The sequence below is a fragment of the Pseudomonas sp. GL_139_B genome, assembly GCF_057834475.1.
Window position 1 is genome coordinate 283,020 of the sequence record NZ_CM174403.1, and the last position, 19,805, is coordinate 302,824.

Annotated in this window: 24 protein-coding genes and 1 tRNA gene; 15 read left to right on the plus strand and 10 right to left on the minus strand. The window is 55.9% G+C overall.

The window, feature by feature from the left end:
* The first annotated feature begins 164 nt into the window (after positions 1-164).
* The 7 genes from aguB to AC3ISI_RS01295 all read left to right on the plus strand — a co-directional run bounded on the left by aguB (position 165) and on the right by AC3ISI_RS01295 (position 5,122).
* Positions 165-1,043, plus strand: coding sequence for an N-carbamoylputrescine amidase (aguB, locus tag AC3ISI_RS01265; RefSeq protein ID WP_489335120.1), 879 nt, complete (start codon positions 165-167; stop codon positions 1,041-1,043).
* A gap of 5 nt (positions 1,044-1,048) precedes the next feature.
* Positions 1,049-2,155, plus strand: coding sequence for an agmatine deiminase (gene aguA / locus AC3ISI_RS01270; protein ID WP_489335121.1), 1,107 nt, complete (start codon positions 1,049-1,051; stop codon positions 2,153-2,155).
* 245 nt (positions 2,156-2,400) lie between these two features.
* On the plus strand, positions 2,401-2,613 hold the full coding sequence (locus tag AC3ISI_RS01275; RefSeq protein ID WP_489335122.1) for a hypothetical protein: 213 nt from the start codon (positions 2,401-2,403) through the stop codon (positions 2,611-2,613).
* A gap of 290 nt (positions 2,614-2,903) precedes the next feature.
* Positions 2,904-3,653, plus strand: a complete 750-nt coding sequence (locus AC3ISI_RS01280; RefSeq protein WP_489335123.1) for a 2OG-Fe dioxygenase family protein — start codon at positions 2,904-2,906, stop codon at positions 3,651-3,653.
* 46 nt (positions 3,654-3,699) lie between these two features.
* Positions 3,700-4,113, plus strand: coding sequence for a GNAT family N-acetyltransferase (locus AC3ISI_RS01285; RefSeq protein WP_489337605.1), 414 nt, complete (start codon positions 3,700-3,702; stop codon positions 4,111-4,113).
* On the plus strand, positions 4,110-4,826 hold the full coding sequence (locus AC3ISI_RS01290; protein ID WP_489335124.1) for an AzlC family ABC transporter permease: 717 nt from the start codon (positions 4,110-4,112) through the stop codon (positions 4,824-4,826). Before AC3ISI_RS01285 ends, AC3ISI_RS01290 begins: the two co-directional genes overlap by 4 nt.
* The gene (locus AC3ISI_RS01295; protein ID WP_489335125.1) at positions 4,805-5,122 is read left to right on the plus strand and encodes an AzlD domain-containing protein; all 318 of its coding nucleotides are present in this window, start codon (positions 4,805-4,807) and stop codon (positions 5,120-5,122) included. The genes AC3ISI_RS01290 and AC3ISI_RS01295 overlap by 22 nt, the downstream gene beginning before the upstream one ends.
* Here the strand turns inward: AC3ISI_RS01295 and AC3ISI_RS01300 are convergent.
* On the minus strand, positions 5,039-5,965 hold the full coding sequence (locus AC3ISI_RS01300; protein WP_489335126.1) for a LysR family transcriptional regulator: 927 nt from the start codon (positions 5,963-5,965) through the stop codon (positions 5,039-5,041). The genes AC3ISI_RS01295 and AC3ISI_RS01300 overlap by 84 nt on opposite strands.
* A gap of 541 nt (positions 5,966-6,506) precedes the next feature.
* Here AC3ISI_RS01300 and AC3ISI_RS01305 point away from each other — a divergent pair.
* Positions 6,507-8,120, plus strand: coding sequence for a Fic family protein (locus AC3ISI_RS01305; protein WP_489335127.1), 1,614 nt, complete (start codon positions 6,507-6,509; stop codon positions 8,118-8,120).
* 57 nt (positions 8,121-8,177) lie between these two features.
* Here the strand turns inward: AC3ISI_RS01305 and AC3ISI_RS01310 are convergent, their stop codons facing one another.
* Complete coding sequence (locus AC3ISI_RS01310; protein ID WP_489335128.1) at positions 8,178-8,471, minus strand: DUF3077 domain-containing protein; 294 nt, start codon at positions 8,469-8,471, stop codon at positions 8,178-8,180.
* A gap of 198 nt (positions 8,472-8,669) precedes the next feature.
* On the opposite strand from AC3ISI_RS01310, the gene AC3ISI_RS01315 reads away from it, so the two are divergent.
* Positions 8,670-8,855 carry a hypothetical protein gene (locus AC3ISI_RS01315; protein WP_489335130.1) on the plus strand — a complete coding sequence of 62 codons (186 nt, stop codon included), beginning with the start codon at positions 8,670-8,672 and terminating at the stop codon, positions 8,853-8,855.
* Between the two features lie 53 nt (positions 8,856-8,908).
* Here AC3ISI_RS01315 and AC3ISI_RS01320 read toward each other — a convergent pair whose 3' ends face one another.
* Positions 8,909-9,232 carry a helix-turn-helix domain-containing protein gene (locus tag AC3ISI_RS01320; protein ID WP_489335131.1) on the minus strand — a complete coding sequence of 108 codons (324 nt, stop codon included), beginning with the start codon at positions 9,230-9,232 and terminating at the stop codon, positions 8,909-8,911.
* A 221-nt stretch (positions 9,233-9,453) separates the two neighbouring features.
* On the opposite strand from AC3ISI_RS01320, the gene AC3ISI_RS01325 reads away from it, so the two are divergent.
* The 5 genes from AC3ISI_RS01325 to AC3ISI_RS01345 all read left to right on the plus strand — a co-directional run bounded on the left by AC3ISI_RS01325 (position 9,454) and on the right by AC3ISI_RS01345 (position 12,347).
* On the plus strand, positions 9,454-9,675 hold the full coding sequence (locus AC3ISI_RS01325; RefSeq protein ID WP_059406388.1) for a tautomerase family protein: 222 nt from the start codon (positions 9,454-9,456) through the stop codon (positions 9,673-9,675).
* Positions 9,672-10,328, plus strand: a complete 657-nt coding sequence (locus tag AC3ISI_RS01330; protein WP_489335132.1) for a DsbA family oxidoreductase — start codon at positions 9,672-9,674, stop codon at positions 10,326-10,328. Before AC3ISI_RS01325 ends, AC3ISI_RS01330 begins: the two co-directional genes overlap by 4 nt.
* Before the next feature lie 43 nt (positions 10,329-10,371).
* A complete protein-coding gene (locus tag AC3ISI_RS01335) occupies positions 10,372-11,082 on the plus strand; it encodes an SDR family NAD(P)-dependent oxidoreductase (RefSeq protein WP_489335133.1) in 711 nt (236 codons plus the stop codon).
* Positions 11,083-11,357: 275 nt separating this feature from the next.
* Positions 11,358-11,813: a hypothetical protein gene (locus AC3ISI_RS01340; RefSeq protein ID WP_489335134.1), complete on the plus strand. Its 456-nt coding sequence runs from the start codon at positions 11,358-11,360 to the stop codon at positions 11,811-11,813.
* Between the two features lie 87 nt (positions 11,814-11,900).
* Positions 11,901-12,347, plus strand: coding sequence for a response regulator (locus AC3ISI_RS01345; RefSeq protein WP_489335135.1), 447 nt, complete (start codon positions 11,901-11,903; stop codon positions 12,345-12,347).
* 69 nt (positions 12,348-12,416) lie between these two features.
* Here the strand turns inward: AC3ISI_RS01345 and AC3ISI_RS01350 are convergent, their stop codons facing one another.
* From AC3ISI_RS01350 to AC3ISI_RS01380, 7 genes are all read right to left on the minus strand, one after another.
* Positions 12,417-12,680, minus strand: coding sequence for a hypothetical protein (locus AC3ISI_RS01350; protein WP_489335137.1), 264 nt, complete (start codon positions 12,678-12,680; stop codon positions 12,417-12,419).
* A 334-nt stretch (positions 12,681-13,014) separates the two neighbouring features.
* Positions 13,015-13,090, minus strand: a tRNA-Thr gene (locus tag AC3ISI_RS01355).
* Positions 13,091-13,654: 564 nt separating this feature from the next.
* Complete coding sequence (locus tag AC3ISI_RS01360; protein WP_489335138.1) at positions 13,655-14,887, minus strand: methyltransferase; 1,233 nt, start codon at positions 14,885-14,887, stop codon at positions 13,655-13,657.
* Positions 14,868-15,557 carry an ABC transporter permease gene (locus AC3ISI_RS01365; protein WP_489335139.1) on the minus strand — a complete coding sequence of 230 codons (690 nt, stop codon included), beginning with the start codon at positions 15,555-15,557 and terminating at the stop codon, positions 14,868-14,870. Before AC3ISI_RS01365 ends, AC3ISI_RS01360 begins: the two co-directional genes overlap by 20 nt.
* On the minus strand, positions 15,554-16,249 hold the full coding sequence (locus AC3ISI_RS01370) for an ABC transporter permease (RefSeq protein ID WP_027922191.1): 696 nt from the start codon (positions 16,247-16,249) through the stop codon (positions 15,554-15,556). The genes AC3ISI_RS01365 and AC3ISI_RS01370 overlap by 4 nt, the downstream gene beginning before the upstream one ends.
* A gap of 78 nt (positions 16,250-16,327) precedes the next feature.
* On the minus strand, positions 16,328-17,074 hold the full coding sequence (locus tag AC3ISI_RS01375; protein WP_489335140.1) for an ABC transporter substrate-binding protein: 747 nt from the start codon (positions 17,072-17,074) through the stop codon (positions 16,328-16,330).
* A 13-nt stretch (positions 17,075-17,087) separates the two neighbouring features.
* Entirely contained in the window at positions 17,088-17,861 is a 774-nt protein-coding gene (locus AC3ISI_RS01380; protein WP_007897462.1) for an ABC transporter ATP-binding protein, read from the minus strand.
* 550 nt (positions 17,862-18,411) lie between these two features.
* Here AC3ISI_RS01380 and gabP point away from each other — a divergent pair.
* Positions 18,412-19,803, plus strand: coding sequence for a GABA permease (gabP, locus tag AC3ISI_RS01385; protein ID WP_489335141.1), 1,392 nt, complete (start codon positions 18,412-18,414; stop codon positions 19,801-19,803).
* Positions 19,804-19,805: the final 2 nt, after the last annotated feature.

Consider the following 19,805-nt stretch of genomic DNA (forward strand, 5'->3'; position numbering starts at 1 on the left):
GCAAAAAAATATGACAGATGGTTTGTTGGTCGCTTCTAAAGCCGATATTTATCGGCTATAAAGTCACCGCTGCCTCGGCGTGGACGAACCACGCCCAGCGCTTCCCATTTCTGTCATGGGTCGATGCCACACTCGACCCCAAGCCTTTGCTCAGGAGCCGATTCATGAGCCGTATCGTTACCGTCGCCGCTACCCAGATGGCCTGTTCCTGGGACCTTGAAGACAATATCGAAACCGCTGAGAAGCTGGTCCGTGAAGCGGCAGCCCAAGGCGCGCAGATCATCCTGATTCAGGAGCTGTTCGAGGCCCCGTATTTTTGCCAGAAGCCGAACGCGGATTACCTGCAACTGGCCACAACCGTCGAAGACAACGTCGCCATCAAGCACTTCCAGAAAGTCGCCAAAGAGCTGCAAGTGGTGCTGCCGATCAGCTTCTACGAATTGGCCGGCCGCGCGCGCTTCAACAGCATCGCGATCATTGATGCCGACGGCTCCAACCTCGGGATTTATCGTAAAAGCCACATCCCGGACGGCCCTGGCTACCACGAGAAGTACTACTTCAACCCGGGCGATACCGGTTTCAAAGTGTGGAACACCCGTTACGCGAAAATCGGCGTGGGCATCTGCTGGGATCAGTGGTTTCCAGAGTGCGCCCGTAGCATGGCGTTGCAAGGGGCAGAAATCCTGTTCTACCCGACCGCCATTGGCAGCGAGCCGCACGACAAGACCATTTCCTCCCGTGATCACTGGCAGCGCGTACAACAGGGGCATGCCGGCGCCAACCTCATGCCGCTGATCGCCAGCAACCGCATCGGCAACGAAGAGCAGGACGGTTACGACATTACCTTCTATGGCTCGTCGTTCATCGCCAACCAGTTCGGCGAAAAAGTTCAGGAGCTCAACAAAACCGAAGAAGGTATTCTGGTGCACACTTTCGACCTCGACGAGCTGGAACACATTCGCAGCGCGTGGGGTTCGTTCCGTGATCGTCGCCCGAACCTGTACGGCGCACTGAAAACTCTCGACGGTTCCCTGGAGTCCTGATTCTCATGACCACTTTGCACACCACGCCTCGCGCCGACGGCTTCCAAATGCCGGCCGAATGGGCGCCACACACCCAGACCTGGATGATTTGGCCCGAGCGCCCGGATAACTGGCGCCTGGGTGGCAAACCGGCGCAAGCCGCACACGTGGCGGTGGCAAAAGCCATCGCGCGTTTCGAGCCGGTGACCGTGGCGGTTTCCGCAGGCCAATACGAAAACGCTCGCGCCCGTCTCGACGTGCCGAACATTCGTGTGGTGGAAATGTCCAGTGATGACGCCTGGGTTCGTGATACCGGCCCGACGTTTGTCATCAATAACCGTGGTGAAGTCCGTGGTGTGAATTGGGACTTCAACTCGTGGGGCGGTTTTGACGGCGGTCTGTATTCGCCGTGGAACCGAGATTCGCAAGTCGGCGGCAAAATCCTCGAGATCGAGCGCAGCCAGCGTTATCGCACCGAGGGCTTCGTGCTCGAAGGCGGCTCGATTCACGTCGATGGCGAAGGCACACTTATCACGACCGAAGAATGCCTGCTCAACCGCAATCGCAATCCGCACCTTGATCGTGCAGAAATCGAAGCGGTGCTCAGTGCCAATCTGGGTGTGGATAAAATCATCTGGTTGCCGGACGGTTTGTTCAACGACGAAACCGACGGCCATGTGGATAACTTCTGTTGCTACGTGCGCCCGGGTGAAGTATTGCTGGCCTGGACCGATGATCCGCAAGACCCGAACTACCCGCGCTGCCAGGCAGCCATGAAAGTCCTGCAAAGCAGCACCGACGCCAAGGGTCGCCCGTTCACGGTGCACAAGATGCCGATACCGGGGCCGCTGTATGCAACAGAAGAAGAATGTGCGGGTGTCGACCCGGTGGACGGTACTCAGGAGCGCAATCCGACTGTTCGTCTTGCCGGTTCTTACGTGAACTTCTTGATCGTCAACGGCGGGATTATTGCGCCTAGCTTCGATGATCCGCTGGACGGCCCGGCAAAAGAAATTTTGCAGACGCTGTTCCCGCAACATGAAGTGGTGATGGTGCCAGGCCGGGAACTGTTACTGGGAGGCGGTAACATCCACTGCCTTACCCAACAGCAACCTGCGCCGCACAAGGAGTGAGTGAGGTTGTAACATCTTGAGTCAATTGCAAAAACTGTTGAGCAGATGTTAATCCTTCCCTCTACATGTAACGCCCGCAGCCCTGAAGGACTGCGGGCTTTTTTATATCCGCTTGTCGGCAGTCCAGAAACATTGGCACAGCTCTTGTATCTGTCACCGCGCGAAACAGGGAGGGGGAGAACTGCGATGTTCTGTCATAAACCTTGGATAAGTTAGCCGCTCACAAACCAGGAGAGAGCGCTGAAATGAACGCCGAAGTAAATGTAGTGGGCGAGCGGGCGTTGCACCCCCTGGCAATTAATGGCGAATCACTCCAGGACTTTGCGCACTGGTTGAAGTCCAATGGAATGCGTCAGATCAGTGAACCTGATCCGCGTCGGACGATGATCGAGCGCTATCCCGCTGGTTTTTTCAGCGAAGCGGAACTGGATGCGTTGTTGGATGTGATGGAAGGATAAGAAGAAAAACAAAGGATTGATAAAGCGCTGCCGCAATGGCGGCGCTTTTTTTTTATGGGCGATGGTTTTATTAGCGAAATAAATCGAAAACCCCCGGACTGGTTCGGTGGGTTTTTTGCCTCATTACGGTAAAAAAACACTAAAAACGGCTGTTCTCAGTCGTAAAAAGTCGAATTCAAGCCACTCCAAACGCCGTTTCAAGCCGTGCTTGAGATGCCTGAAATTCTTTCTCATGGACGCAAATCCTGTGCCCTCTAGATTAGGTTGCTAAATGCACGGAGATTTTAAAAATGCTCGTTTTGAACAAAGAAGTGGGCGAATCGCTACGGCGCGACAAATACGTCAACGTCAAAAGTAGTGACTTCAATTTATTCGGTCACTTCTCCGACTTCGTCAGGTTGACCCGAAGTTGGGAAAACATGGAGCCCGACAGTTACTACGGTCAAGCCGAGGCGGGCAATCGATACCGTCGCTACAGTGATTTCGAGTACAACCCGGTGACGCGCGAACTGACACAGCTGGAACACCGCGCCTACGTTCAGTCCAAGGCCAACAACAGCTACGTGGGCGGAATGGTGCGGCACTTCCAGGACTTCTCCGAAGAAATCATCCATTCACCGGTGATGCGCAGCCTGATTGACACGGATTTCGACGTGTACAAAAACGTTCTTCCACCGGAACTGCATGACGAAATCTGGCAATGCCAGATTCATCAGATCCGTATCGAGATCAAGCCAGGCAAGCAACTGGAGATCACCCCGGAAGGCATTCACTGCGACGGTTATCCGTTCAGCGGCGTGCATTTTTGGGGGCGTAATAATGTGGAGGGGGCGGAGAGCCGCTTGTACAGCGCCCATGAACAAGAGCATTTGGCGTCGACAACGTACACGGACATTCTCGATACCACTTATTTCCTTGATCGGGACATGCGCCACTACGTCACGCCGGCGCGCAACACCCATTCTCACGCCATGGCTTATCGGCAAATTCTGGCGATTTCCTTCTCGCGGCCCGGGACCGCTTTTGACATTGTTCGCTGAACAGCTCGACCCCATGATGAACCTCGCCGAGTGCCCTGCACCGGTGATGTTGCGGCGCACCACGGCCAAGGATGCGCAGCGTCTGGAGCGTTTCTTTCGGCAGTTCGAAGAAGTGTCGTTCTGCGAATGGCAGGACGCCAAATGCCTGCGCGGTGTGTTGGTGCAAAAGACCACCATTTCGTTTATCGCGCTGGACCTCAGTGGCGAAATCGTTGGCGCGGTGCTGGGTGGCATGCTCGGCAGTCGCGGCACTATCAACCACTTGGCGGTCAGCCCGGTGTACCGCAGCCAGGGCGTCGGTCAACGGCTGGTTGAAGCGGCATCTGCGGACATGAAACGCGTGGGCGTGCTGCGGATGTTCCTGTTTGTCGACGATACGAACCTCGCCGGCAAACGTTTTTGGAGTGCCCAGGGTTTTTGCGAACCGCGCGGCGAAAGAACCTTTGAGAGGGATCTATGAATGAGACGTCCAGCCGCCAGCCGCTGATGGTCGGGGCCCAGCGTTCGCGCACCTTTGCCGAAGCCAGCCCGGTGGTGGCGGGTTACTTCACGGTGTCGTTTGTGTTCGGCCTGATGGCGGTCAATGCCGGGATGCCTGTGTGGTTGCCGGTCGCCATGTGCCTGTTTGTGTACGCTGGCGCTTCGCAGTTTGCCGCCTTGGCGCTGATTACCAGCGGTGCGTCGCTAACCACCATTATCCTCACCACGTTTCTGATCAACGCGCGGCACATGCTTATGTCGGTCTACATGGCCAAGGCGTTGCAGGCGATGGGTCTCAGTCGACTTGAGCGTTGGTGTTATGCAGGCGGGTTGACCGATGAGTCCTTCGCTTTCCACAGCGTCAAACTGGGCAAGGGTGCGCCGGTCAATGTGCGTTACCTGATCGGCTTCAATCTGTATTGCCACACCTCATGGGTGCTCGGCGGTCTGTTGGGGGCGATTTGCGCACAGTACGCGGCGCACTTGATCAAGTATCAGCTGGACTACGCGTTGACGGCGATGATGCTCTACGTGCTGGTGTCGCTCTGTAATACGCGTAACAAACTCATCGCCGCACTGGCCGCCGTCGCTTGCATGGGCGCGCTGAGCCTGGTGGGCAGCTCGCCGTTCAACGTATTTATCGCCACCTTTGTGGGCTGTGGGGTGGGTGTATGCCTGACCAAACGTTCCTGATTCTGGTCGTCGTCTTGATGATGGCCGTGACGTTCCTGCCGCGAGCATTGCCGCTGCAAGTGAACACTGACCATTGGCCACCCTTCGTCGCCCGGGCGCTGGAATACTTGCCGGTGGCGATCGTCGCTGCCATCAGCCTCACGCCGTTGTTGATCAAGGATCAACAGATGCAGCTCGATCGCCCGGAGTTTTATGCCGCGATTCCGACGTTGTTATGTGCGTACCTCAGCAAAAACCTCTTTCTCTCCGTTGCGGTGGGAACGGCTGCGTACATTGCGCTCGGCTCGTTCATGTAGCGGAAGGTCCGCCACGTCTTGCAAGGCCTGGCCCGACAATTCGGGGTTATTGACCGTCAACCGCACTTCGAGGGCATCCTCGAAGCCAGGGAAAATGGTCAAGCCGTTACGTTGGGCCGCGTCACGGGACACCATGCCGAGGCCATCCATTTGCGTTATCAGCGACAGCGTCAGCGTCTCACTGCAGGAATAGACCATCCGCTTGTTCGACTCGTAATTGCCAAGGCCGGCGTCGAGAAAACGCAAAAAACTGTGGGAATAAGGACAATCGCCGGCCGGCCGCACCTGAAACTTGTTGCCGAGCATCACCAACGGATCGTTTTCCTGGCCGCAATGGGCTCCGACCACCTGCACCTGAACCTCGGGCAGGATAATGCTCGGCAACCCTGGCTGCTGCGGCCCGATAAGTACGGCCAGGTCGAAGTCTTCATTCTTCAGCTTGCTGAGGTTTTCCATCGACTCTGCGTAGCTGAATTCCAGCTGATAGTCGGGAAATACCTCAATCAGACGTCCGATCATTCGCCGGTTGAAGTCAGACGAAAGCGTGGTGTTCAGCGCCACCTTGAGCGTGCGCTGCCCAGGCATCTTCAGCGCAGCCACTTTTTCTTCGAGTTGCCGCGTGGCCAGCAACACCTTGTCAATGTAAGGCGTGAGTTCCGAGCCCTGGGTGGTCAGGGTCAATCCCTTGTTGGAGCGACGAAACAACCGAAAACCAAACTGCTCTTCTACCTTGTTCAACTGCGCAGCCAATGCCTGCACCGTTAAACAGGAATGCTCTGCCGCCGCCGACAAAGAGCCGGTCTGCACGATGCGCATGAGGTTGCGTAGGGTTCTGCTATCCATGGGGTAATGCCCTCTGAAGTGGGCTGGCTATTGTTGAGTACCTGACCGCCGGTCGGGCGATATGTGCTGGCTATAATCCTGCACCTGAACCCGCTTGTCCCGAGTTTAGTAGCGAAATGATGCTGGCGTCCGATGGTTGGAGGGTTGCGTAGGGTCGGGGGTTTCTGGGGAAGGGTGGGTGATAGGGGTCAAAAAATGCTCGGACCGGGAGGTTTGGGCATTTTTTTGGGGTGGAACGGGGATGGCGGTGCGGGTTTCGTCCTGCTGGGACATAGTAAGGCTGGCCGGCCTCGAAACGTTCTTATGCAAAAAGCCAGATTTGTGATCGTTTTTGAGCGCGCAAACTCGTTTTTATGCGTTTAGGGTAAGTTCGAAAGCGTGATATCTCAGGACGGGGCGCAATCTGATGCGCCTGAAATGTTCGTTTTTATGCAAATTAATCAAAAAATAATCGTTTTTATGCAACAAAACCTGATTTTGATCGTTACTCTTCATTTGTAGGCATTTTTGATTTGGCCGAGCTTTTCAAAGGAGTGTGACCGTGAGCGAGTTTCCCGTAGACCCCATCGGTGCTGCCTGGCTAGCGACGACATTCGGCGTGCTGCCGATGGCACGGCTACCCGTGTTAAGTCAGGTGGGTAGCCGACGGTCAACTCAGGTCGAAGATGGGTTTCGTCTTGAGACCTATACCGAAAATATGCGCCCCGATCCGGACCTCTCATCCCATCTGCAATTTCACCTGCGGCATGAAGTCCCGAACCTTGAATTCTTGACCCGGCTGTTTACCAAGGTGGGTCCTGCACCGGTACAAGACTGGTTAAATGTTGAGCCAACCGGCCAATATGCACGCAGGGCCGCTTTCCTGTTTGAGTGGCTAACAGGCGAGCAATTGCAAGCGCCAGAGCCTATAGGCGGTAAGTATGTCGACGCCATCAACGCCGGTCTGATGGTGGCGGCTTCACCCGAAGAGGCGGTGAAGGTGCCGCGTTGGCGAGTGAATGACAACCTGCCGGGCACGAGCTACTTCTGCCCGATCGTCGTCAAGACAGCAGCAGTCCAGTCAGCAGCGGACCTCGATGTGCCTCACCTCTTTGGTCAACTGACCGCAGAATTTGGCGAAGCCCTTCTGCTGCGCGCCGCCGCATGGATGACACTGCGGGAAAGTAAAGCCAGCTTCGCGATTGAAGGGGAGGCGGATCGCTCTACGCGTATCCAGCGTTTCGCTGATGTGTTGGCGCGACGAACCGGTCAGGGCGAACTGCCGCTCACCGATGTTGCACTGGCTGAGATGCAAGAAGAAATCCTTGGAGCAGTGACCACACTGACACGCCTGGGGATTCGGCAATCTCCGGTGTTTGTTGGAGAGACGGTTCGCTATCAGGAGATTGTCCATTATGTCGCTCCCCCGGAGAGTGATTTGGAGCGGATGTTAGAAGGCATTCGCGTCTTTCTGAATCGTACCCAAGGGCAATCCCCGGTCATGCGCAGCGCTGTGGCCGCGTTTGCTTTCGTCTATATCCATCCGCTGGCTGACGGCAATGGCCGGGTCCATCGCTTCCTGATCAACGACATTTTGCGTCGTGATGGGGTCATTCCAGACCCGGTGATCCTTCCGATTTCAGCTGTTATCACCGACGACTCGGCTGAGCGACGCCTATATGACAGCGTGCTGGACCAGGTTTCAAAACCGCTCATGCAGGGCATACGAGACCAGGTAACGTTCGCCAGTATTCGTACGCAATACCCTGATGGCGTGGTCTCGAACATTGAATTCACGGGTCAGGATCAGGCCCGTCCGGTGTGGCGGTATCCAAACCTGGGGCCACACGTAGTGTTCATCTCAAACGTCATTCGCCGCACGATCACCGAGCAGATGCGTGAAGAGTCGCGGTATTTACGCAGCCACATCAGGGCCAGGCAGGCGATCAAGGAGATCGTCGAAATGCCGGATCAACAGGCTGATCGGCTCTTGCGGTCCATGGAGCAGAACGAAGGGAAGCTGAGCAACGTACTGGCGAAGGAAATGCCTGTGCTGACAAGGCCGGATATTTGGGACGCCATTACCGAAGCGGTGGCTCAGTCGATGCGGAGGGAAGAGCCGATAGACAGTGGCGTGAGTGATCGATACCACCCGAATCAGCCTGTAGGCAGATGATGGACTTACGCAGAAAGCCCCGATTGATTCGGGGCTTATTCATGTGTGCGGCCTGGATTATGTGGCGACGTTACTGGCGCGGTTGTTACACGGTGCGGCGAGCACCTTCACCACGTCATCGATGATCGCTTTACTCATGTCCTGCAAGTAATGCGACGCCCAGGCATGGCGGTCGGTATCGCGAACCATCCCGGCATCTGATGCAAGGAGTTTGGCGATGTGGAGCAGATCGGAGGCGTGGGAGAGGGCTTCGATGACTGGAACGCCGGCGTTAATGCGAAACAGCGGTTCGTTGGCGTGGTAGGAGAAAGGGGGGAGGCCGATGGTTTTGAGGTCTTGAGGGTTGGTCATTGGGCACCTCCGATTTTTGGGCGGTGGTGGGTATGAACCGGTGGAGCAGGGGACAGATGCGTAATCGTGGCTAGGTGGTGGCGTGGGGGAACGTTTTAGTGATTTTTATGGCTGGGCAATAATTATTGCCCAGCCATAATTTTGATAATTTGAAAAAGGCTTGCTGAAGCCCCCGACTTGCTGAAGAAGGCATCAGAAATGGATATCGAATTGGATCAGTTTCAAAAAGATTTGCTGGAATCTGTACGCGAAATGAATGAGAGCCAAGCGCTTCCAATCGCTGAAGGGAGGCCGTTAACGAAGGACCGTATCGACTCGCACATGTCGTCTCCAGCGACACGCTCTAATAACGTGTCGCAGAAAGTGAAAAAAAGCGACACGTAACAAGACGGACTACATCAGAAGGGGGTGAGTCCTACTGCAAAATCGCACAACATCTAGCAGGCGTTAGCTTGTGAAATTACGATCTGAGATAAAGCCCCGGCATCGTTGGATGGCAACGTAAAAGTCGTTCGAAAGCCGAGTTTATCCAGCATGTCCATCATTGCATCGATCGTGAATTTCTCGATCTTGCCAGTGGTGAGCTCTGAGACGCGTGATTGGGTCACGTTCAACCAGGCCGCAGCCTCACTTTGTTTGAGGCCCAGAGTTTTGATGTAGTCAGTGATGAAGATCGATAGCTCCATCTTCAAAGCTTGTTTGCTGGCGACTTCGCTGTCATGCGTGGCATGGAATGGGCTGTCGAAAAATTGAACTGCCATGAACGTCTCCCTCCTTTGAGTTATCTAAAATTTGCGATAAATGCAGGCTAATCGATTGATCGGTTTTGATGCAAACGTATTGTGTCTGCGAGACATTACTCATTACACCAAGTAACTAATGATGTTCCCGCCCCCACCTTTATCCCCTCTAGCTAACTCCCTACATTGAACTCCAACGCCTACCCATTCATTCCGAAGGGCAGGTCACTGGAGATTCCCTCATGCCTTTTGTCAGCGTTCGCATTACCCGCGATGGCGTTACCTCAGAGCAGAAAGCTCAGGTGATCGCCGAAATCACTGAAACCCTGGAACGCGTCCTTAAAAAGGATCCGCATCTGACCCACATCGTGATCGAAGAAGTCGACACCGATAACTGGGGCTACGCCGGCATCACCACCACCCAGTACCGCAAGCAACTGGCAGAGGCGGAGGGCAAGTCATGACCGTGTCCGTCTCCATCGACTTCATCTCCGACGTGGTGTGCCCGTGGTGCGCGTTGGGCGCGACGGCGCTGGAGCAGGCGATCGACAAAGTGGCCGGTGAAGTGTCGGTGGCGCTGACCTACAAGCCCTTCGAGTTGAACCCGGACATGCCGGCGGTCGGTGAAAAAGCTGTCGAGCATTTGATGCGCAAGTATGGACGCACCGCCGAGGACGTCGCCGCCGGCAAAGCCATGCAAATCGCTCGTGGCGAGGCCATCGGTTTCACCTTCGATCTAGAGAAGCGCACGCACTTCTACAACACGTTTGATGCGCACCGGTTGCTGTTGTGGGCGTTGCAGGAAGGGCGGCAGATCGAGCTGAAGAAGATCCTGTTGCGCGCTTACTTTACCGACGGTCGGAACCCGAGCAACCGCGAAACGCTGGCTCGTCTGGCCGGGGAAGCAGGACTGGATGTGGCCGCTGCGCAGGAAGTGTTGGCATCTGGAGCGTTCGCGAAAGAAGTGCGCGAGCTTGAGGGGTTCTACCGCCAGCACGGGATCAATTCGGTCCCGGCCATGATCCTCAACGGTCGTCACCTGGTGTCCGGATCGCAGTCGGTCGAGTACTACGAACAAATGCTGAGGCAAATGGCAAAGGCCCCCGCCGAAGCCTGATTACTTACTTTTTTAAATCGTCTTTTATTAGTAGAGGTTCATCATGAGCAATTCGAAAAAAGTCATCGTCATTACCGGCGCATCCCAAGGCCTCGGCGCGGGCATGGTCAAAGCTTTCCGTGATCTTGACTACAAAGTTGTCGCCACGTCGCGTTCGATCAAACCGTCCACCGACCCGGATATCCTCACCGTGGCGGGCGACATTGGCGACCCGGAGGTCGCGCAGCAAGTGATCCACGAAGCGATCGCACGTTTTGGCCGCATCGACACACTGGTCAACAATGCCGGGATCTTCATCGCCAAGCCTTTCACCGCGTATACCGCTGAAGACTACGCCAATGTGTTGTCGGTGAACTTGAATGGCTTCTTCTACATCACCCAACTTGCAATCACAGAGATGGAAAAACAAGGCAAAGGCCACGTCGTCAACATCACCACCAGTCTTGTGGACCACGCGATTGATGGTGTGCCGTCGGTGCTGGCTTCGCTGACCAAAGGTGGTTTGAACGCTGCGACCAAGTCTCTGGCCATTGAATACGCCAAGCGTGGGATTCGGGTGAATGCGGTTTCCCCAGGCATCATCAAGACGCCAATGCATGGCGAGGAAACGCATGAAGCGCTGGGGAGTTTGCACCCGGTTGGGCACATGGGCGAGATCAGCGATATTGCTCAGGCTGTTGTTTATCTGGATGCCGCGAATTTTGTTACCGGGGAGATACTGCATGTGGATGGCGGGCAGAGCGCGGGTCACTAAGGCTTGATGATTCAAATGGCAGAATCAAAGCCTTCGCCTATCTGCGAGGGCTTTGTTTGAAGATTGATCGTAGTGAACATAAGTTGACCGAGTAAGGGAGTTACTGACATAGCAGCACCTGGTGCGGCATCAGCCACCCGAAATCATAGTTTTTCATCAGCCGGCTGGGCGCAGCACATTCCAATTCAGAGCGGATGCTGGCGGAGCGCGTTCTAATACCTGCCTGGCGCTGACCTGCGCGCCAGGCAGACGGGAACCAGAAAGGATCGCACATCTTGAAAATCGTCACCAACGTTCGGAAAAGCAAATCCCACCTAACAGTTGTGAAGAATATTTTTGAGCTATATGACGACATCGTCATTTGCTCAGGCTGGATGAAAATGTGTGGCCTTGGCGAGATTCTCCCGAGGATTGATGGAGCTATTTCCAGAGGGGCCCGGATTGCCATATACACCAACACTTTACATGCCGACGTTGGTTGTGTGGCGGCGTTACAAGCAAGGCCAGGCCTCACTCACTTGAACGTGGAAAATCCTTACCTCCACACGAAGCTTTACTACGGTCGCAAGGGCGAGGCATTCATTGCTATGGCCGGTTCGGCGAACATCACAGCTGGCGGGCTCTGGAAGAACGAAGAGCTATCTCTGATGTTATTTGGACAAACCACTGACGCAATTCATGCCCAATACACTGCCTACTTCAAGAAGCTTTCTTTGCTTATGGCTGCGTAGCTGATGCAAAACCTGGCGCGCCACGATCTGACGACTAAAAAAACCAGGCGCGATACCTGATATAAGCGCAATCAGCTTGAGAAGGTTATGAACGTTTACGATATTTTGAGTGACGCCGAACGGGAAGCCATCAACGCCGTCATGCAGGCGCTAGAGCTACCAGCTCAATCAGCCTTGATAGTCGAGGATGACGATGTTACGCGTGAGATGCTGGCTGAAATTCTTCAGGTCAATGGTATCCAGTGCCTGATGGCAACAAATGCCATCGAAGCCCTGAGCTTGCTGGACACTGACAAGTCCATCGGACTGGTCATTACTGACCTGCGTATGCAGCCGCTCCATGGCTTGGCGTTAATTCGCAAGATCCGAAAGTCAGAGTGGGCGGACTTGCCCATTGTGATTATTTCCGGTGATGCGGGGGTGTCAGATGCCATCGCAGCTATGCACTTGAATGTCGTCGACTTCCTGCTCAAACCGATTGATCCAGACCAACTGGTTACATTGGTTTACCGGGAGTTGGGACTCAAGGGCTAAATGCTCAGCAAGCGTCAACAGACGATCCGACTCGGACAGACTGATCTGTCTCGGTGAGATCAAAACCTCTCACTCGGGAATGACCGAGTCACAACCGTGAATTGGCGGGTGGCTCCATTGGCCAATGGCATACAGCTCTGCCTCTTCTTCGCTGGGTACTTCATCCGTAACAATTACTCGTACATGAACGCCGTGCTCGTTTTCCATGCGTAATCCGAAGTAGCGAGTGTCGTTGGCGTCCCAAAATGCCTCTATCTGCGCCATGGGTGCATGTTCAAGCAGCACCTCGGCACTGTGCTCCAGGATGATCGAATAGCGTTGTTCGGTGTTCATTACAAAGGAGCTCACAACCGCGGAGTGAATTGGCAAATTGTGCATAAGCACTGTCGCCATTATGCCGCGTCGCTGATTTGCAACCTTAACCGCTCATCGATTCGGTGAAGTTTATAGATGCGCGGTGCCGGAGTTTGAATCGTCGACCCCGCACCCATGACCGGTCATGCGGGCAGGTATGGGGGCTATCACCACGCCTTCAGCGAGAGGGGTGAAAGTGGTCGAACGAGGGGGGGCGAACACGAAACGGGGAATGAGCAGGGAAAACTGAGGAGCGAACGGCCCATAAACAAAAAAGGCCCACCGTGAGGTGAGCCTTTTTCGTTGTTCTATATGGTGCCGGCACCAGGAGTCGAACCCGGGACCTACTGATTACAAGTCAGTTGCTCTACCAACTGAGCTATACCGGCGTGTTGGGCGACGATTATAGCGATTGGATTGGTTCTGTAAACCCCTGAATTCAGACTATTTTTGCGCAGGCTTCAGGTCAGGCGCGAAGCGGGGTTTTCTTGAGTTTCTGGATGGCCTGCCAAGTGCGGCTATTTTGCATTGCGCGCAGCTTTGCTTCGGGCTGTTCGGGGCGCCATAGGCGTATGTCTTTGAAATTCTGTGCGTAAGAAATGAACATCACTGTCGCATCCTGTCGGTCGAATTTTCTTGTTCATTGCTGCGCTTTCGGCGCCCTTGGGGTTTGTATAACAAGAGTCGGCAAGCGGTCCAATTTTCCCCGCGTGACGTCCGGGTTTAGGCGCTTATGTCCTTTGCGTTGAACGCTTATGCACAATGAGGGTGGCGTCTAGTGTCGTTCATCGCCATTTTTGTGAACGTTTCTCATTTGTTCGTAAATACCTGTTTTTCAGGATCTTTTTAGAGGTGTACGAAAATTGAACAATGTTGTTTCACCACTGAAACAGCGGTAGATAATGGATCAACGACAATTTCATCAACAGAGTTATCCACAGGCTGCGACTTTTTTACGCACGCTCCGCCAAGAGCAGGAAATTGCGCGGCGTGAGTGGGATTTCGCAAAAAGTACCCAGACGAATGGTATAGCCTTGCTCTCTCAGGAAGAGTGCTCTGTCGAGTACCAGCCAAAGCTCCAACGGGCGTCGGAAAAGTCCGCTTAGTAGCTCCAGATTTCGTACTTGCGCCAATCGCCGCCAGCCGGCGGCTTCGAGTGCGTACCAGTCTTGAGGGCCGATTGTGGATAACTCTTTCAGTGCGGCCAGATGATGGCAGTACTCGGCAAAGGGTGTGTCCAGCCAGGCACTCGGCAGGGAAGGGGTGGGCAGGTATTCGTCAACACCGCGCAGTTGCCGTTGTAGCAAATCGAAACCCAGGCGCCGGGCCATCGAGGTGTCACGCTGACGTCGCACGCGAGCACCGGCGGTGACGGTTTCGCTCATCGGTAGCGCGAGGTCATTGAGAGAAAGTTGTAGGGCAGAGTCCTTTGCGGTCAGGGATATCGGCGAATACTCGGTAAGACCAATTCGGTTGTAGCAGCACGGGGCGATGGCGAGTTGTTTACAGCCTGCCGCGCTGGCGAGCTGAATCAATCGCACATGCAAGTCACCGCAGGCATGCAGCGCCATCGGGGTGTGATCGGCGTTCAACAGTGAAACAGTCTCTGCCGCGAGCACATCTTGCTCGACATGCAGGGCATGCAATTGATGACGCTGGCTGAGTGCCTGTCCGCTGGCCACCAGCGCCGGGTCGTATTCCACACAGGTCAGTTGTTGCCCGGTTTGCAGCAAACGCCGCCCTAAGTGGCCCTTGCCCGAGCACCAGTCCAGCCAATGCTTCGGCGATGCAGCAAACGATAGGCGACTGGCAAACGCCTCAATCTGTTGCCACTTGCGCCCAGGAACATCGACATTCAGTCGGTGCCCCGCAGCTTCCAGTGCGTGTGCCGGCAACTCACCGACCGTACTCAGCGAAGCCGACAACACCGCCAACGAAGCAAATGGCTCCGGCGCATCCAGCAAACAAGGTTGGTTATGACTGTTTTCTGCATCTTCCAGCGACCGCTCACGTAGCCAAAGCGCTAATTTCGGGTAGGACGCTTCCCATGGCAGTTGCAGATGAGTAAACGGTCGAGGCTTCCAGAGCGCCTGATGCTCAATCAGAAAAGCATCCAGCGCGATGAAGCGGGCGAGTAGGTCCTCGCCCGTCAGCACGCGGGAGACATCAACGCCCTTGGCAGGCATCGACGCGCAGCCAGCGCTCCAGCAGCTTGAAGCCGCGAACCAGCACGTAAGCCATCAACAGATAGAACATCCCCGCGGCGAAAAAGATCTCCACCGGCAGGTACGTCCGGGCAATGATGGTGCGGGCCATGCCGGTCAGTTCCAGCAAGGTCACGGTACTGGCCAGAGCGCTGGCCTTGAGCATCAGGATCACTTCGTTGCTGTACGCTGGCAGGCCGATGCGCGCGGCACGCGGCAGGATGATGTAGAAAAGTGCTTTGGCGCGAGACATACCCAATGCACGCGCTGCTTCGATCTCACCCGGCGGTATCGCCTGGATCGCGCCGCGCAGGATCTCGGCAATATAGGCCGCCGTGTGCAGGGTCATGGTGGCTGTGGCACACCAGAACGGATCGCGCAGGTACGGCCACATCGAGCTGTTACGAACCGCATCGAACTGCGCCAGGCCGTAGTAGACGAGAAACAGCTGAACCAGCAGCGGCGTGCCACGGAAAAAGAAGATGTAGCCGTAGGGAAATGCCCGCACGTACCAGAGTCGCGACGAACGCGCGATGCCCAACGGAATCGCCAACAACAACCCGGCGATTACAGCGATGGCCACCAGCTCCAGGGTCAGCGTTGCGCCCTGGGCCAGCTTCGGCAGCCACTTGATGATGATTTCCCAGTTCATTGGGTGCTCCTCGCGAAGCCGCGAGCGGCACGTCGTTCCATTAAGTGCATACCGCTCATGGCTAGAACGGTCAGGCCCAGGTACATGAACGCGGCCACCATATAGAAGGTGAACGGTTGCTTGGACACGGTTACGCCGATTTGCGCATGACGCATGATTTCTTCCAGGCCGATGACCGATACCAGTGCGGTGTCTTTCATCAGGATCATGAACAGGTTGCCAAGGCCCGGCAGGGCGATGCGCCACATCTGCGGCATGATCAGTTTGGTGAAGATGCGAAATTTCGAGAGACCCAAGGCCACGCCAGCTTCACGATGACCTTTGGGAATCGCCAGAATCGCGCCCCGAAACACTTCGGTGGCATAAGCACCGAAGCACAGGCCCAGCGCGATCACGCCGGCGGCGAAGGCATTGAGTTCGAGATCGGGATTGCCGAAAAACTCGCCCAGGGCACGCATCAGGTTGACCGTGCCGAAGTAGATCAACAGCACCCAGAGCAATTCCGGAATGCCACGAACCAGTGTCGAATAAGTACCGCCAAGCCATTGCAACGGCTTGTAGGGGGAGGTCTTGGCCAAGGCGCCGAGCAAGCCAAGCACCAGCCCCAGACACAAGGCCGAGAGTGCCAGTTTCACAGTCATCAGCGCACCAGCGGCGAGCGCCGGGCCGAATCCGTAGAGATCGATAGTCATGGGTTTCTTTTCAAATCGCGGCAGGCAATGCCATGGACTGGCGCCGTTAGCGTACGGCGCCGGTCCGGCAGGTCAGAATCAATAGATGCTGAACGGGAAGTACTTGTCGTTGATTTTCTTGTAGGTGCCGTCCTCGACGATTTCTTTCAGGGCGAGGTTCAGCTTCGCGCGGATCGGGTCGCCTTTACGTACAGCGATACCGATCTTGTCACTTTCTTCTACCGGGTCGCCTTTGAATTCGTAAGGCTTGCCGGCGTCGCTTTTCAGCCACTCATAGTTGACGTATTTGTCCGCCAGGATGCCGTCCAGACGACCGGAGGTCAGGTCCAGGTAGGCGTTTTCCTGGGTGTCGTAGAGTTTGACTTCGACGCCTTCCATGTTGTCTTCCATCCAGGTACCGGCGAGTGTGGCACGTTGTGCGCCGATCACTTTGCCTTGCAGGGAAGCCTTGTCGGTTTTGAACTCTTTGTCTTTAGGTGCGATGAACTGCAGCTTGTTCGAGTAGTACGGGTCGGTGAAATCGACCGCTTGCTTGCGCTCGTCGGTGATCGACATCGAGGAGATCAGGAAGTCGAACTTCTTGGCGTTCAGGGCCGGGATGATGCCGTCCCAGTCGGAGGTGACCACGGTGCATTCGACTTTCATCTTCGCGCACAGGGCGTCGCCGATTTCTTTGTCGAAGCCGACGACATTGCCACTGGCATCTTTGTTGTTGAACGGCGGGTAGGCCGCTTCGATGCCCATCTTCAGGGTTTCGGCCATGGCACCGGCGCTGAACGCCAGGGTGACGGCGGCAGCCAGGAAGACTTTTTTGAAGTTCTGCATGCGGGTAGCTCCGTTAGCGGTTGCTGGACATGAATTGTTTGCAGCGCGCCGAAAGCGGGTTTTCGAACACCTGCTGTGGCGATCCTTGCTCTTCTACCAGGCCCTGGTGCAGGAACACCACTTCGCTGGAGACCTGACGGGCAAAGCCCATTTCATGGGTAACCAGCAGCATGGTGCGGCCTTCTTCGGCCAGTGCGCGGATGACATTAAGTACTTCCTGGACCATTTCCGGGTCAAGGGCGGAAGTAGGCTCATCGAACAGGATCACCTTGGGCTGCATCGCCAAGGTCCGGGCGATGGCCGCGCGTTGCTGCTGGCCGCCGGACAGTTGCGCCGGGTACGCGTGACGCTTGTCGGCGATGCCGACCTTGGCCAGCAGGGCTTCGGCGACTTCAATGGCTTCGGCTTTGCTTTGACCGAGCACGCGACGCGGTGCTTCGATGATGTTGTCGAGCACGCTCATGTGCGGCCAGAGATTAAAGTTTTGAAACACAAAACCAATCTCGCTGCGCAGGCGATTGATCTGCTTGCCGTCGGCAGCGACCAGTTCGCCGTTCTTCGCGGCTTTGAGTTTGAGTTCTTCGCCGGCCACCAGGATCTGGCCCTGGTGCGGGTTTTCCAGCAGGTTGATGCAACGCAGGAACGTGGATTTGCCGGAGCCGGAAGAACCCAGGATCGAGATCACGTCGCCGTCGCGGGCGGTCAGCGAAATGCCTTTGAGCACCTCAAGCTGTCCGTAGCGTTTGTGCAAATTGCGGATTTCAAGCGCGGGCGTGGCCTCAGCCATGTGCGTTCCTCATAGTGTTTCGCTCCTGCTGTTGGTGGCCTTCCTGGCGAGGCGGCCAAGCTAGCATAGCGTTTGAATGGCAGCCAACAGCGCTACGGGCGGTAAACGGAAGTGATGTGGCAGGTTGTCGCATCGCTACAGCAGACTGTCGCGCTGCTATCAACCGAACAGCCGTTTGAACCAGATGGCTCGCGGGTGTCGCGTAAAAAAGGGCGCGATGTTGCCAGCTTTGGCGGGGTGTTGGAAGCGCTAACCGGCCAAACGTTCCTGATCCGCACTTTTATAGTGCTTCGAGCCTTTTCCGGGTGTGTTTCCGGTGCGCGTATTCGTTCTTAAAGTGAGTCGCAGGGTAACATTCTGGCAAAGTGCCATTGATTTCAATGGCTTGCGATGACTGTCCGGTCGGGACGAAAACGCCGTGTTAGAGGGTTTTGAAACATTTTGGCGCAATTATTGCGTACAGAATCCAGAACGCCCCGTTGGTTTCTTTTTACGAGAAAGAATTCAAAGCGGCTGCACGCATTCGCTATTCCTTACAAAGGTAGTTTCAATGAGCAGTACCCCAAGCTCCAATGGCCTCGAACAGGGGCTCAAACCGCGTCATGTGACCATGCTGTCGATTGCCGGAGTTATCGGCGCCGGCTTGTTCGTAGGCTCGGGTCACGCCATCGCCGCCGCCGGCCCGGCCGTGCTGTTGGCTTACGCCGCCGCTGGTATGTTGGTTGTGCTGGTAATGCGCATGCTCGGCGAGATGGCCGTTGCTTCGCCAGACACCGGCTCCTTCTCGACGTACGCCGATCGCGCGATCGGTCACTGGGCCGGTTTCACCATCGGCTGGTTGTACTGGTGGTTCTGGGTATTGGTTATCCCGCTGGAAGCCAACGCCGCCGCGACCATCCTGCACGCCTGGTTCCCGAACGTGGCGATCTGGGCTTTCACGCTGATCATCACCCTGCTGCTGACGGTGACCAACCTGTTCAGCGTAAAAAACTACGGTGAGTTCGAATTCTGGTTTGCCTTGATCAAAGTCGTGGCGATCATCGGTTTCATTGCCCTTGGCGTTATGGCGATCTTCGGCTTCATGCCAACCAGCCAGGTCAGCGGCGTTTCGCACCTGTTCGACACCCAGGGCTTTCTGCCAAACGGCATGGGTGCGGTACTCGGCGCGATCCTGACCACCATGTTTTCCTTCATGGGTACCGAGATCGTAACCATTGCGGCCGCAGAATCGAAGAACCCTGGCCAGCAAATCTCCAAGGCTACCAACTCGGTCATCTGGCGGATCGGCTTGTTCTACCTCGTGTCGATCTTCATCGTTGTGGCCCTGGTGCCATGGAACGACCCGATCCTGGCCAGCGTTGGTTCTTACCAGACGGTGCTTGAGCGCATGGGCATCCCGAATGCCAAGCTGATCGTCGACATCGTGGTACTGGTTGCTGTGACCAGCTGCCTGAACTCGGCGCTGTACACCGCTTCGCGCATGATGTTCTCCCTGGGCAAGCGCGGTGATGCACCGGCCGTTTCCCAACGCACCAACAAGAGCGGCACGCCGTACTGGGCCGTCATGCTGTCCACCGGCGCTGCGTTCCTCGCGGTGTTCGCCAACTACGTGGCCCCGGCCGCCGTGTTCGAATTCCTGCTGGCCAGCTCCGGCGCCATCGCGCTGCTGGTGTACCTGGTGATCGCCATTTCGCAACTGCGTATGCGTAAACAACGCGTGGCTCGCGGTGAAAAAATCGCCTTCAGCATGTGGCTGTTCCCGGGCCTGACCTACGCGGTGATCATTTTCATCGTGGCGGCCCTGACCATCATGTTGTTCCAGGAAGCGCATCGCGTAGAGATTCTCGCGACCGGCCTGCTGGCCCTGTTGGTGGTAGCGGCGGGCGTGCTGGTAGCTCGCCGTCGTCACAACGAGAAGCTGAGCACAGTGTTGGCGCGCTGAGG